Genomic DNA, 12,611 nt, shown 5'->3' with positions numbered 1-12,611 from the left:
CGGCGTCTGACACCACGTCCGGTTGAAGGCGAGTTCTCATTCACCGCCCGGCGGATTGCCTTTGTATCTTGTGGCACAGACATTCCTGTCTGTGCGGCGCGAGAAGGCCGCACAGACAGGAATGTCTGTGCCACAAAGGCAACAACCAAACACTGCGCCAGTGGAACGCGGCGAGTTATAAGCCAGATGGCGCCGCGCCGTTCGCAGGTCACCACGCCCGGCCGCAGAACCACGCCCACGTCGCTTCACCCATCAGGAGCAACAACAGCGCCAGCAGGACCCACTCGGTCCATTCGCCGTGGGTCCGGCGCTCGCGGATCGCGGTCTCGGTGCCGGCCCCTGCCTGGATGACCGTCGGGCGGTACCCGAGCATTTTCTCCAGCTCTGAATCAGACACCGGTTCGAGGTTGTCGGTTTCGCGCAAATCCGGATTGACCGCGAACGTGGCACCCTCGGCTTCCGTCCCACCGACCGGCACGATCGCGTACTCGCCGGCCACCAGCGAGTCGGCGCTGACGACCGGCCGCGCCCCGGCACCGGCCTTCGCTTCGCCGAGCTTCACCCGCTGACGGTTCCGCCCGTCGTCGCCTTTCCCGGTTCGCGGGCGCGGCTTGATCAGTTCGTACCCGGGCGCCACAACCGGCGGCGCCCAGGTGAGCGTGTCGCCGGCCGTCCGTGCGCCGCCCGGAACCTTCCGCCCCGTGAGGTGGGAGACGATGTACGTGGTCAGCGGGACCGCGAACTGGCCGTCTGCCATCAGCCTGCTACCCCAGGATTCGTCGAGCGGGGCGGCGAAGAAGAGCACCTCGCCGTCGCCGACCACCCGCGACGCCACCAGCGGCCGGTTGTCGGTGGTGCGGACCCGCACCCGCCCGCCGGCGGCGTCGGGGGCGGTGTCGTCCAGGTGCAGCATCCGGGTGAACGTGGCGCGGTCGATCCAGTCGGCGTAGGGCTTCACCTTCCCGAACACGTCGTCCCGGTCGTCGATGCTTTCGGCCGCCGGCCGGAACGGCGCCTCGGCGGTCGCGGCCGGGAGGTCCGGCCCGAGCGGCACGGGTAACAGCCCGGCGCCCGCGCGGCCCAGCACGCGGTTGTAGTCGCCCGGGTTCACCAGCGGGCCGGCGCCGATGACGAGCCCGCCGCCGCCCTTCACGAACTCGGCGAGCTGCGAGACGAACGCGGGCGGCATCCCGACGAACGGGTCGTCGGTGCGCACCGGCGCGTTCAGCAGGTAAACGATGTCCTTGCCGGCCAGTTTGTCCGGCCCGACCTCGGCCGGCTGCACGGACTCCGTGGAGATGAAGTACTTTTCGATCTTGTCCCGCTCGCGCTCGGTGTCGAACGGGACCAGGGCTTTGCGCACAAACCAGTCGCCGGCGTCGGTCGCCGGCAGGCCCGCGAACGGGTGGGCCACCAGCAGCGCGTTCACCTTGTCGCGCACGCCGACGATCTTGTAAAGGACGTTGTCCCCGTCGAGCCCGTCGCCGTCGGCGTACACCGCCAGCCGCCGCGCCCCGGCTTCGTCGAGGCCGCCGGTGAGCGTGACCTCGGCGGTGGCGCCGGGGTCGATTTGGTCGATCTGGGTCGCGTCGCGCTCCACCGCCTTGCCGTCGAGTTCGAGCGACACCTTGATCCCGCGCACCGGTTCCGGGCCGGTGTTCTTGACCGTCACGACGAAGGGCACGCGGGTGCGGGTGTGCGGGATCGCGGCCAGTAGCTTCACGTCCACGACCGAGACGTTCGGGATCTTGCGCTCCGGGTTCCCGCACCGGACGAACACGAGCCCCGTCTTCTTCTCGCGGGCCTCCTCGCACTTCGCCCGCACCCCCGGCTGCTGGCGCTCGAACCCGCTCTTCTGCATGTCGCTGAAGACGTAAATCTCCTTCGCCGGGGCGGTGCCGGTCTCGGCCGCCGCGAGCGCGTCGGTCAGCCCGGGTAGGAAGTCCGTCGAGAGGCTCGTCACCTCGATGGAGCGGATGAGCTGCTTCGCTTGGTCGCGGTTGTACCGCGACACCGGGCCGAGCGCTTGCGCGCGGTCGGCGCAGGCGTAGATCTGCACGGACGACTGGTCGGGCAGGGCGTCGAGCACCGCGACGGCCGCGTCCTTGGCGCGCTCGAGCCGCGTTTTCTCGCCGTCGCGGGCGGCCATGCTGTACGACGTGTCGAACACCAGGACCGCGTCGACGGGGCCGTCCGATGCGGCCCCGGACACGGAATCGAGCGCCGGTCGGGCCAGCGCGAGGGCGAGCAGGATCAGCGCGAGGCACCGGAGCAGCAGGAGCAGCCGCTCCTGGAACTTGAGGCGGCGGCTGGTCTGCTCGACGGCCTCCTTGAGCAGCTTCATCGGCCCCCACGGCAGCGGCTTGTACCGCGCGCGGTAGAAGAAGTGCAGCGCGAGCGGCACGGTAACGGCCGCCGCGCCGAACAGCATCAGGGGGGCCTGGAACGGCATCGCGGGGAACCCTGTCGGTGAGCGGCGTCGTTACCGGTTGCTCGTCAGGGGGCGCGCGGCCGGGGCGGGCGGCTTCTCGGCGGACTTCTCGAACTTCAGCACGAGGACGCCCGGCGCGGACGGCTGGGGCGTGCGGGCCTTGAACTCGGTCGGCAGTGCGCCGCCGCCCGAGAACGCGACGAGGAGGTGGTCCCCGTCGAACTGGTAGATCCACTTTTCCGGCGGCAGCGGCTTGCCGTCCGGTCCGCTCGGGGTCAGGGTCAGCGTCTTCGGGTTCGCGGCGGTGTCCCAAACGACGGCGTGCGTTTCGCCCGGGTCGGCGGACGATTCGCCGTAGGTCAGCTTGGTGCTCGAAAAGTTCAGCCACAGCGCGCGGTTGGCGGACGGCGGCTTCATCCCGTCCCCCTTGTCCCCGCCGACCATTTTCCAGTACCCCTGGCACCGGTCCTGGTCCGACGCGGTCGCCCCGGGGCCGGTCGGTCCCGGAGGAGCGCCCTCGGGAGCAGGGGCGGGTGCGGGCGTTTTGCCACACCCGGCGGCGAGAACCGTGCCCACGAGCAGCGCGGTGAAAGCGGACGTGCGCATCGGTTCGTTGCTCCTTACTGGCTTTAACAGACGTTTTGGTACTTGGCTTTCAGTGTGGTCCGCTCGCTCCGCGAGCGGTACTTTAGGTATCAAATTAATCGTTCCCAATGCACCCTGCCCAAGGTCGCAACCGCTCGCGGAGCGAGCGGACCACACTGAAAGCCAGGACCAAAACGTCGGTGTGCGGCTGAGCGGGCCGGAGTGCATCGGGTTTTGTCCGAGTCTCTAGCTACTTGGCCGTTGCTCGGATCGGGAGTGTGCTCACGGGCTGGGTGCTGGCGCTGGCTCGCGTCCGGAACGGCGGCGGTTCGGTCGTTCTCTTCAGCGTGATGACCATCACCGCGGGGACCGCCGGCTGCCCCGCCTGGCTCGATTCCGCCCGAGGCTTGAACTCCGTCGGCACCAACGTTTTGTTCTTCTTGATGAACGCGACCGTGAGGGTGTCGCCGTCCAGTTTGTAGATCCAGCGCCACGTTTCCGACGGGCGCGGGGGATTGGCGCTGCCGGCACCCGTTCCGTAGGCCGCTCCTCGGGAGGTGCCGGCCCGATAGGCCCCCGCCCGCGCGGTGCTGAACGCCGCCGTCGCGCGCGGGGCGACCGCGGTGCCGCCGCGCGCGGTGGACACCGCCACGGGAACGTCCGGGCCGCCGAGCCGGAGCGCCAGCACCTTCGGGTTCTTGGATTCATCCAGGGTGAACGACACCGGCTCGTTCTCGCCCTGCTCGACGATGATCATCCGGTACCCGTCGAACACGAGCCGGACCTGCTTGATCATCTCCTCGGCGTCTTTCCGTTCGGCGCCGGTCAGCGTCTCGATGTGCCCGTCCTCGGCGGACGTGACGGCCCACACGCCCTGAAGCGCCTTGGCGTCTCCTCTGAGTTCGTCCGACCGGGAGTTGGGCTGGGTCGGCCGCGCGCAGCCGCCAACGGCGGCTGCGGCAATCAGTACGAGCGGGACGAACTTGCGCATGGACGTTTCCTCGCTTCACTTCGGGACACGGGTGAAGGTCATGAGCTGGATGCCGCCCGGTGTGTCCTTGTTGTCGAACCCGCGGGGCGCCTGGTTGCCGCCCGAAGTAGCGAGTACGAGTGTATCAGCTTTGAACTTGTAAATCATCACGCACGGTAGCTCCGCTGCCTCGTCTCGAACCGGCACGCCCTTCAGAGTGGTCACCCGCGCTTCGGGCCACGCCAGCCGGGGCGGGTTCGCCGTCGTGTCGAGTCGAATCACGGCGATGCGCCGTTGGTTCTGTTGTTTGTCAACGACGGTCATCTTGTTGCCACGGAACTCCAGGACGATTTCAATACGGGTGTCGGGTGGTACGTTTTTCCCGTTGAATTCCATCTCTGTGAGCTTCCAGTCGCCCTGGAGCTTTTGGAGATCCGGCTCCTCCCCCTTCATCAGGTGCTTGGGCACCGGGGCGCCCAGCACCGGGTCGCCGGGGGCACAGAAAAGGGCGAACGGAACGGCGAACAGTGCGAGCGCGGGGAACTTCATGGGGCGTTTCCTGGCCCGTAGGCCCGTTGCCGGTGGCACGGCTTGCGAAGCGATCGTACCACACGACCGTTGGGGAAAATTGAACAGGACCGACGCAGTTGCGACAGTAAGAGCGGCCGGGCGCAGGTCCGCTCTCGCTCATCTCTCTCCCGTTAATCCGGTCCGGTCTGCCACCGTCTTCGGTTCCGCCACTGCCCAGCCACAGGCCGCGGGAAACAAGTCCATGTCCTTCCGTTCCGCGTCGATGAGCGTTCCGATGTGCCCGTCCTCGGCGGAGGTGACGGCCCACACGCCCTGGAGCGCCTTGGCGTCCCCCTTAAGTTCGTCCGACCGGGAGTTGGGCTGGGCCGGACGCGCGCAGCCGCCAACGAGCACGAGCGGGACGAACTTGCGCATGGCCGGTTCCTCGCTTCACTTCTGGACGCGGGTGAAGGTCAGGAGCACGACCTCCGGTTCGTCCTTGTTGTCGAACCCGCGGGGCGCCTGCTCCTGGTTGCCGCTGCGGGCGGCGAGTACGAGTTTACCAGCTTCGAACTTGTAAAGCATCACGCACGGCTTCTCCGCATCGTCGTCCTTCACCGGCCCGCCGTTCAGGTCGGTGACCCGCGCCTGCTGCCAGGTGATTCGGGCCGGCTGCGCTTTCGTGTCGAGCCGGAAGGTGGCGGTCGTCCGCTGGTTTTGTTGCCCGGCGGTCACGATCAGCGTGTCGCCGCGCACCTCCAGCCCGCTGCCGGCGTTGTGTCGGCTCATGTCGATTTCGGCTCCGCCGAGCGACACCGCCGTGAGGTTCCACTCGCCCTGGAGTTTTTGAAGCTCCGGGTCTTCGCCCTTCATCAGGTGTTTGGGCACCGGGGCGCTCAGTACCGGGTCGCCGAGGGCACAGACAAGTGCGAAGGGAACCGCGAACAGCGCGAGGAACTTCATGGGGCGTTTCCTGGTCTGGAGGCCCGTTGCCGGTGGCACTGTTAGCAAGCGACCGCACCACACGACCGCTGGGGAAAATTGAACAGGACCGACGCGATGAGTGAGATGCGAGGGGCCGGAGGCGGGCCGCTCTCGCTCATCTCTCTCCCGTTAATCCGGTCTGCCACCGTCTTCGGTTCCCTCACTGTCCAGCCACAGGCTGCGGGAAACAAGCCCATTTACATCCTGATGCACGGCCCTGGTAGTTATGTCTATTTCTTGTGGCACAGACATTCCTGTCTGTCGACTTTCTCGCGCCGCACAGACAGGAATGTCTGTGCCACAAAGACACAATTAAAGCAGACACCAGCAACCGAATTGTGTACGAGTTTAGGCATCAGGGGCGTTCCAGCACCCACACGGGCGGGCCGTCGGGCGCGTCGAACGCCGTCGGGCGCGGGCTCGGGTTGGGCGCGACGACCACCCGTGCGGTTCCGTCCGAGAACGCATAAATCCCGCGCAACACGAACGCCGACGGCTGATCGTCGGGGCCGAGGAGCGTGAGGTCGAGTTCCTTCGGGTTCGCTTCGGGGCGGAGCGTGAGCCGGTACCGCTTCTGCTCCTGCTCGCCGACGAGGTACACCCACCGGTCGCCGGTGATTCGCGCCGTCACGGGAAGCCGGGTCTCGCGCCCGTTCGGGGCGAGGCGCCACACGCCCTGGAGCCGTTCGGCGTCGTCTCGGGGTTCAAGAGAGCGGAGAGCGAAGTACCCTGCGGCGCCTGCGGCGAGTCCCAGCACCACGAGACCGATACCCCAGAACCGCTTTCCGGAGGACGGTCGGGAAGATCCAACCGGCGGGCGTGCGGGACCGGTATCGGCTTGCGAAAGCCGTTCCTCCCCCTTCGCTTCGGTTGGGGGGGCCGTGGGTGTCGGTTCTTCAGCCACGCTCATTTGCGTCCCATTTGCAGCCGGCGCACGAGGTATTCCGACAGCGCCACCTCGAGCGGCCGGTTCGTGAGCATCTTGACGTAGTCTACGCCGGCCCGGTCGCAACCGGCCTGGATGTCCGCGAGGTACCGCTTCACCACCCGCAGGTACGCCGGGCGCAACAGTTGCGGGCGCGTCCTCAGCTCTTCTGCCCCCTCCAACCCGACGAACCGGATGTTCCCGTCCAACGGGAAATTCACCTCGTCCGGGTGGAGCACGTGGAACAGGATCACCTCGTGCCCGCGGAACCGGAGGTGGCGGAGCCCGTCCAGAATGGGTTCGAGGTCTTCGAGGCAGTCGGAGATCAGGCACACAATCCCGCGGCGGCCGAGCCGGTCCGCGACCTCGCCGAGCAGCGGGCCGATGCGGGTGCGGTCCCCCGGCTCCGTGCCTTCCAGCGTGTGGGTGATCGCGTTGATGTGGGCGAGGGACGAACTCGCCGGCAGTTCCGCCACCCAGCCGGTGTTGAAAATGCGGAGGCTCACGGTGTCGCGCTGGCGGACCGTGAGATACGCCAGCGACGCCGCGAGCAGCTTCGCGAACGCCAGCTTGTTCGCGTCCCCGCCGCCGTACCGCATCGAGTTGCTGCCGTCGAGCAGCAGGTGGCACAGGAAGTTGGTTTCCTGCTCGTACTGCTTGATGGTGTACCGCTCGCTGCGCCCGTAGCCCTTCCAGTCGATGTGCCGGATGTCGTCGCCGGGCACGTACTCGCGGTGCTGCACGAACTCGACCGAGAACCCCTTGAACGGGCTCTTGTGGTCGCCCACGCGCAGCCCCTCCACCACCTGCCGGGCTTTCAAACCCAGGGCTTCGGCGCGGGCCAGGACACGGGGATCGAGGTAGGTCGGCATTGTGGGGTCGCCGAATGCGGAGCGCGGAACTCGGAATCAGAAGCCCACCGGCGCGGAAGCGAACACGGTTCGGATTGCCAGCGTTCGTTCCGAATTCCGCGTTCCGCATTCCGGGTTCGTCAGGCGGCCACCGCTTTGGCGGCGGTTTTGACCAACCGACGGATCACCTCGTCCACGGTGACGCCCTCGCTCTGGGCCGCGAAGTTCAGGATGAGCCGGTGCCGCAGGATCGGCGTCGCCACCGCGACCACGTCGTCGCCGGCGACGTGGTTCGACCCGCGGAGCAGGGCGTGCGCCTTGGCCGCCAAGATCAGGTTCATGCTGGCGCGGGGGCCGGCGCCCCAGGTGAGCCACTTGTGGACGAACTCGGCCGCCTCCGGCGTTCCGGGGCGCGACAGCCGGGTGATCCGCTTCGCGAAGTCGAACACCTTGTCCGACACCGGCACCCGCCGGACGATCTGTTGGAGGCCGATGATGTCTTCCGCGTTGAGCACCGGCTCGACCTTCACCTTCGTGTCCGCGGTGCCCATCCGCATGATCTGCTCTTCCTCGTCGGCGGTCGGGTAATCGACCTTGATGAGGAAGAGAAACCGGTCGAGCTGGGCCTCGGGAAGGGGGTAGGTGCCTTCTTGCTCGATGGGGTTTTGGGTGGCGAGCACGAAGAACGGGGCGCGCATCGGGTGGTCGGAGCCGCCGATACTGACCTTGCGCTCCTGCATCGCTTCGAGCAGCGCCGCCTGCGTCTTGGGCGGGGTCCGGTTGATCTCGTCCGCCAGCACGATGTTCGCAAAGATCGGCCCGGCCATGAACTTAAACATTCGCTCCCGGGTCACCGGATCGTCCTGAATCACTTCGGAACCGGTGATGTCGGACGGCATCAGGTCGGGGGTGAACTGGATGCGCTTGAAGCCGAGGTCGAGCGCCTGCGCCAGCGTTGACACCATCAGCGTCTTTGCGAGCCCGGGCACGCCCATCAGGAGCGCGTGGCTGCGGCAGAAGATTGCCATCAGTAGTTCATCGAGCACCTTTTCCTGACCGACCACGACCTTGGCGATCTCACGCTTGAGCTTCTGGTGCGCGGCGCGGAGCCTCTCGATCATTTCGACGTCGTTTTCCGCACTGTTGGCGCTCATGTTCACAGGGATCGAGGTTGAGGGGAGCGGCGGAGGAGTTCGGGGCCGACGGGCAAGAGCAATCGTACCCGCACCCGGCGGACCGACGCAACGCATTAAACGCCCCGAGCGCGCGAAAGTGTCGCGGGTCGAGGATGTAGGTCGCGGGGCGTGGGACTCGCCTGGGCCTTTGTGAGGCGCTGTAATGCGGACTGATTTCGTGCGACTAAAGTGGGCTGGTCGGCGGGGCGCTGTAACCCCCGTTACAGCGCGGCCCGGTCGTCATCGGATGGGGCGCCGACTGGCCGATCGCTACCAACCGACTGGCGATTCGCTGGGTGATCGCTACCCACAAAATCGCACGGCCCAATCGTCAGATTCGGCAGATGGAGCAACACCGCTCGGCCGCAGTTGTGAGCGGATGTTATCTTGCAAAACTTTACTTTTCAATAACTTACGGACTGCGAAATGCGAGCAAACAACGCCGATTCGGGGGCACCAATCCGTCTCCGGTCGCCGCGCCCGATGCGGTCGGACCGTTCCAGAACGACCAAACAGAGAAAAGAGGTGCGGAAAATGCAAGATGCGCCGACGAAGCCGCGCGTCGGCGCATCCGGTGGCTGTTCCTGAACCGGGCGTGCCGTCACTCCCCGAAGCCATTCGGGTGGGCCTTGTGCCACCGCCACGCGGTTTCGAGGATCGCGGTCAGCGTGTCGTACTTGGCCGACCAGCCGAGTTCGCGGGCGATCTTGCCGGCGTCCGCGACGAGCGCCGGCGGGTCGCCGGCGCGGCGCGGCTCCTCCTTGACCGGCACCTTCAGACCGGTGATCTGCTCCACCGCGGCGATCACCTCGCGCACGCTGTACCCGCGCCCGAGTCCCACGTTGTACGCCAGTTTCGACCCCGGCCCGATCTTGTCGAGCGCGAGGATGTGGGCGCGGGCGAGGTCGCCCACGTGGATGTAGTCGCGGACGCAAGTACCGTCGGGCGTGGGGTAGTCGGTGCCGAACACGGAGACGTGCGGGATCTTTCCGGTCGCGGCCCGGAACACCAGCGGGATCAGGTGCGTTTCCGGGTCGTGGTCCTCCCCGATCGTGCCGTCTTCGGCCGCGCCGGCGGCGTTGAAGTACCGCAGCGCGCAGTACCCGAACGGGTACGCCCCGGCGAAGTCCGCCAGCGCGTGCTCGAACGCCAGTTTGCTGTTCCCGTAAGGGTTCACCGGCCGCTGCGGGGCGGTCTCGGCGATCGGCACCGCGTCGGGCACGCCGTAGGTGGCACAGGTGCTGGAGAAGACGAACTTCTGCACCCCGTTGCGGCGGCACCGGTCGAGCAGTTGCAACGAGTAGATGAGGTTGTTCGTGTAGTACTTGGCGGGGCTGGTGACGGACTCGCCGACGTAGGCGTAGGCCGCGAAGTGGATCACCGCTTCGATCCGGTTCACCACGAGCAGGTTGTCGACGTGGTCGATGTCGCGGAGGTTGCCGACCACAAGGTTGGCGTCGGGGACGGCCTGGCGGTGCCCGTATTCGAGGCTGTCGAACACGGTCACCTCGTGCCCGCCGGCGAGCAACTGCCGAACGGTGTGCGAGCCGATGTACCCGGCCCCGCCGGTGACCAGAATGCGCATGAGGGGTTCGCCTTTCGTCTGTCGGTCTTCGCTGTCTGTCTTAGCCGCCGGGGCGGAATGCTCAACACCTGCGCCACGCACCTTCGCGCCGGGCCGCGGTTCCGGGTACAATCCCACCGCCGTTTACAGAAGGACCAACTGTGCCAGACCGCGCCGCACTGCTGATCGCCGTCGAAACGTTCTTTGAGGCCGGGCCGCTGGTCCAGTACGCCGCGGCCGACTGCGCCGAACTGCACCGCGCGCTCCCGGCCGCCGGGTACGCGCCGGAGCGGTGCACGCTGCTGGCCGCCCACCGGACCACCAAGGCCGTGATCGAGGCCACCTTGAAGCGACTACCCAAGGTCGCCGGCGACGCCGAGTCGCTGTTCGTGTTGGTGGTGTCACGTGGGTTTAACGTGAAGGGTCGCGGGTACGTCGCCTGCGCCGACACCATCGCCCCCGATCCGCTCGAAACCGCCATTCCCGTGGCAGAGTTCCTGGCCGCGGTGAGCAAGGTGAAGGCCAAAGAGGTGACGGTGTGCTTCGACATCGATCCGCTCCACCTGGGCGAGAGCAAGCTGCTCCATCCCGGGTTGGACGATGCGGAACTGGCCGCGCTGTTTGAGAAGTCGCCCAAGTGCGCCGGGCTGACGGCGTGCGCCGAGGGCGAACGCTCGTTCGAATCGGCCCAACTGCGGCACGGCATCTGGCGGCACCACCTCATCGAGGCGCTCACAGGGAAGACGCGCACCGGGGTCGGCAAGGACGGCACGCTCACGGCCGCGGCGCTGCACGAGTTCCTGGCGGATGCGGTGCCCCGGACCCTGCGGCGGACCTATGAGACGCCTCAGGAGCAGACCCCGGCGCTGTACGGCGAGGCCAACGCCTCGGTGACCGTGGCCGAGTTGGAAAAGGTGCTCGGCCCGGGCGGCGACCTGCTCGACCCGGCGCGGATGAAGCGGGTGGTGTTCCGCTCGGAGAGCCTGAGCGAGGTGAAGAACCTCGCCGGCTACCGGAAGGGGCAGCCCGTTCCCGACCGCGCGAACGAGTGGGCGCGGAAGTACGTGAACCGCGTCGCGGCGGCGGACATCAAGCTCGACCTCGACAACACGTTTGAAATGGTCCGCGAGATGTTCGGCTACAAGCGGAAGGACCTGGACGTGTCGGCGGAGCGCGACGGGCTGGGGTACATCCGCACGCCGGACTTCGAGTACACCGTGACCGTGAGCGTGAGCGAGGAGGACCCGTCGGAGGTGCTGTGGCGGCGGGAGGTGAGCCGGCTCTCGGGCCCGGAGTTCGTCCGCGGCGAGGGGTTCCGTAACGTGTTCGGGACGATGTTCGACCGGCTCGTGTTCGAGTTCGCCAGCGCGGTCGATGTGGCGGACTTCGTGGACCGGATCGAGGACGCGCCGCCGGAGGGCGTGAAGGTGACGGTCGCGAGCGACTCCGGCGCCGCGGTGATCGGGCTGGCCGGCTTCGGGGGCAAGATCAGCGTGAACCGCGACGCGGTGGTGATCCAGGGGCAGGCGGGGAACCCGTCGAGCCTGCTGGAGCAGTTTCTGGTGTTCCTGCAAAAGTTCGGCGCGCTGGGGGAGCCGAAGGCGCTCACGAGCGGCGGGTGACTCACTCCGGCGCCCGGCGGTGGTAGACGATGAGCGGCCCGTCCTTTGGCACGAACGCGGTCGGGCGCACGCTCTCGACGCGCTGCACCTGCCCGCCCCGCAGGACCAGCGGGGGGGAGCCGATGCACACCCGCATCCGGTTCGCGCCGCTGAGTTCGTAAATGGCCCGCACGGTGAGCCGCATGCCGTCGCTGTTGGTGTACGTCAGGTCCAGGTGCTTCGGGGACTTCGTCTCGTCGAGCGCGTACTCGAAGTCCTCGAACGTGTCGCCCTGGAACTGCTCCGACCACGTGCCCTCGGAGACCAGCGCGTGCTTGCGGCGCTGGCTGCGGTCCTCGGTCGCGGTGGGCGACTCGAAATCGACCACGACCCACTCGCCCAGGACCTGCTCGGCGTCGGGGGCCGGCGGTTCGCCGCAACCGCTCACCAGGGCCGCGGTGATGAGAATGAAGCGCTTCATGCGTGAACCCTAGAGCGCGGTTTCACTCCTGCGGGGGCAGAATGTCGGGCTCAATTTGGTAACCGTCGGCGATTGCGTTGGTGCTGTTGAAAAGTGCGATCACGGCCATAACTTCGCCCAGCGCCTCCACGCCCAGCCCCAGCTTGCGGGCCGCCGCGGTGTGCGAGTTGACGCAGTACGAGCACCCGTTCGTGGCGCTCACGGCCAGCGCGATGAGCTCCCGGGTGAGGGGATCGAGCGGCGACGTTCGGCCGCTCGCCTCGGGGTGCATGATCGCCTTCAGGCGGGTCCAGACCAGTTCGAGGTGGTCGGGGTTGGTGGCCAGCACGCGCCACATGTTCGGCACGAAGGTGATGTTCTTCGTCGCCTTGATGTCGGCGTACACCGCGGCCACTTTGCCGGTCGCGGCCGCCTCGGGGACGGGCGCCACGGTCGCGATGCGGTCGGTTGCCATTCGTGCTTCTCCCGGATGAGCGGACGTGCGTCCCGCCGCCGGGCGAACGGTCGTCCCGGCGGCGGTAGTGTCTTCATACG

General features: G+C 67.4%; 13 protein-coding genes. 1 reads left to right on the top strand and 12 read right to left on the bottom strand.

Translation table 11 applies throughout. The features are described 5' to 3' along the window. Positions 1 to 208: 208 nt before the first annotated feature. The 10 genes from R5W23_RS24005 to galE all read right to left on the bottom strand — a co-directional run bounded on the left by R5W23_RS24005 (position 209) and on the right by galE (position 10,016). Complete coding sequence (locus R5W23_RS24005; RefSeq protein ID WP_320688499.1) at positions 209 to 2,452, bottom strand: BatA domain-containing protein; 2,244 nt, start codon at positions 2,450 to 2,452, stop codon at positions 209 to 211. A 30-nt stretch (positions 2,453 to 2,482) separates the two neighbouring features. After that, positions 2,483 to 3,037 (bottom strand): TIGR03067 domain-containing protein, encoded by a 555-nt coding sequence (locus R5W23_RS24000; RefSeq protein ID WP_320688498.1) that lies wholly within the window; start codon positions 3,035 to 3,037, stop codon positions 2,483 to 2,485. A 229-nt stretch (positions 3,038 to 3,266) separates the two neighbouring features. Then, a complete protein-coding gene (locus R5W23_RS23995; RefSeq protein ID WP_320688497.1) occupies positions 3,267 to 4,007 on the bottom strand; it encodes a hypothetical protein in 741 nt (246 codons plus the stop codon). A gap of 15 nt (positions 4,008 to 4,022) precedes the next feature. After that, the gene (locus tag R5W23_RS23990; protein ID WP_320688496.1) at positions 4,023 to 4,535 is read right to left on the bottom strand and encodes a TIGR03067 domain-containing protein; all 513 of its coding nucleotides are present in this window, start codon (positions 4,533 to 4,535) and stop codon (positions 4,023 to 4,025) included. A 138-nt stretch (positions 4,536 to 4,673) separates the two neighbouring features. After that, complete coding sequence (locus tag R5W23_RS23985) at positions 4,674 to 4,931, bottom strand: hypothetical protein (protein WP_320688495.1); 258 nt, start codon at positions 4,929 to 4,931, stop codon at positions 4,674 to 4,676. 15 nt (positions 4,932 to 4,946) lie between these two features. Beyond that, on the bottom strand, positions 4,947 to 5,459 hold the full coding sequence (locus R5W23_RS23980; RefSeq protein WP_320688494.1) for a TIGR03067 domain-containing protein: 513 nt from the start codon (positions 5,457 to 5,459) through the stop codon (positions 4,947 to 4,949). Between the two features lie 376 nt (positions 5,460 to 5,835). Beyond that, complete coding sequence (locus R5W23_RS23975) at positions 5,836 to 6,240, bottom strand: TIGR03067 domain-containing protein (RefSeq protein WP_320688493.1); 405 nt, start codon at positions 6,238 to 6,240, stop codon at positions 5,836 to 5,838. Positions 6,241 to 6,386: 146 nt separating this feature from the next. After that, positions 6,387 to 7,277, bottom strand: coding sequence for a DUF58 domain-containing protein (locus R5W23_RS23970; RefSeq protein ID WP_320688491.1), 891 nt, complete (start codon positions 7,275 to 7,277; stop codon positions 6,387 to 6,389). 119 nt (positions 7,278 to 7,396) lie between these two features. After that, positions 7,397 to 8,410, bottom strand: coding sequence for an AAA family ATPase (locus R5W23_RS23965; RefSeq protein ID WP_010049563.1), 1,014 nt, complete (start codon positions 8,408 to 8,410; stop codon positions 7,397 to 7,399). 622 nt (positions 8,411 to 9,032) lie between these two features. After that, on the bottom strand, positions 9,033 to 10,016 hold the full coding sequence (galE, locus tag R5W23_RS23960; RefSeq protein ID WP_320688490.1) for a UDP-glucose 4-epimerase GalE: 984 nt from the start codon (positions 10,014 to 10,016) through the stop codon (positions 9,033 to 9,035). 140 nt (positions 10,017 to 10,156) lie between these two features. On the opposite strand from galE, the gene R5W23_RS23955 reads away from it, so the two are divergent. Then, positions 10,157 to 11,617, top strand: coding sequence for a caspase family protein (locus tag R5W23_RS23955; protein ID WP_320688489.1), 1,461 nt, complete (start codon positions 10,157 to 10,159; stop codon positions 11,615 to 11,617). 1 nt (position 11,618) lies between these two features. Here R5W23_RS23955 and R5W23_RS23950 read toward each other — a convergent pair whose 3' ends face one another. Both R5W23_RS23950 and R5W23_RS23945 read right to left on the bottom strand, forming a co-directional pair. Then, positions 11,619 to 12,077 carry a TIGR03067 domain-containing protein gene (locus R5W23_RS23950; RefSeq protein WP_261188022.1) on the bottom strand — a complete coding sequence of 153 codons (459 nt, stop codon included), beginning with the start codon at positions 12,075 to 12,077 and terminating at the stop codon, positions 11,619 to 11,621. A gap of 22 nt (positions 12,078 to 12,099) precedes the next feature. Continuing rightward, positions 12,100 to 12,531, bottom strand: coding sequence for a carboxymuconolactone decarboxylase family protein (locus R5W23_RS23945; RefSeq protein ID WP_320688488.1), 432 nt, complete (start codon positions 12,529 to 12,531; stop codon positions 12,100 to 12,102). Between the last annotated feature and the right edge of the window lie 80 nt (positions 12,532 to 12,611).

Origin of the sequence: Gemmata algarum (assembly GCF_034097035.1) — a bacterium.
In the GTDB taxonomy this organism is placed as follows: Bacteria; Planctomycetota; Planctomycetia; order Gemmatales; family Gemmataceae; genus Gemmata; species Gemmata algarum.
Note: the sequence above shows the minus strand (reverse complement) of the source record. Positions and strands in the feature narration are given on the sequence as shown.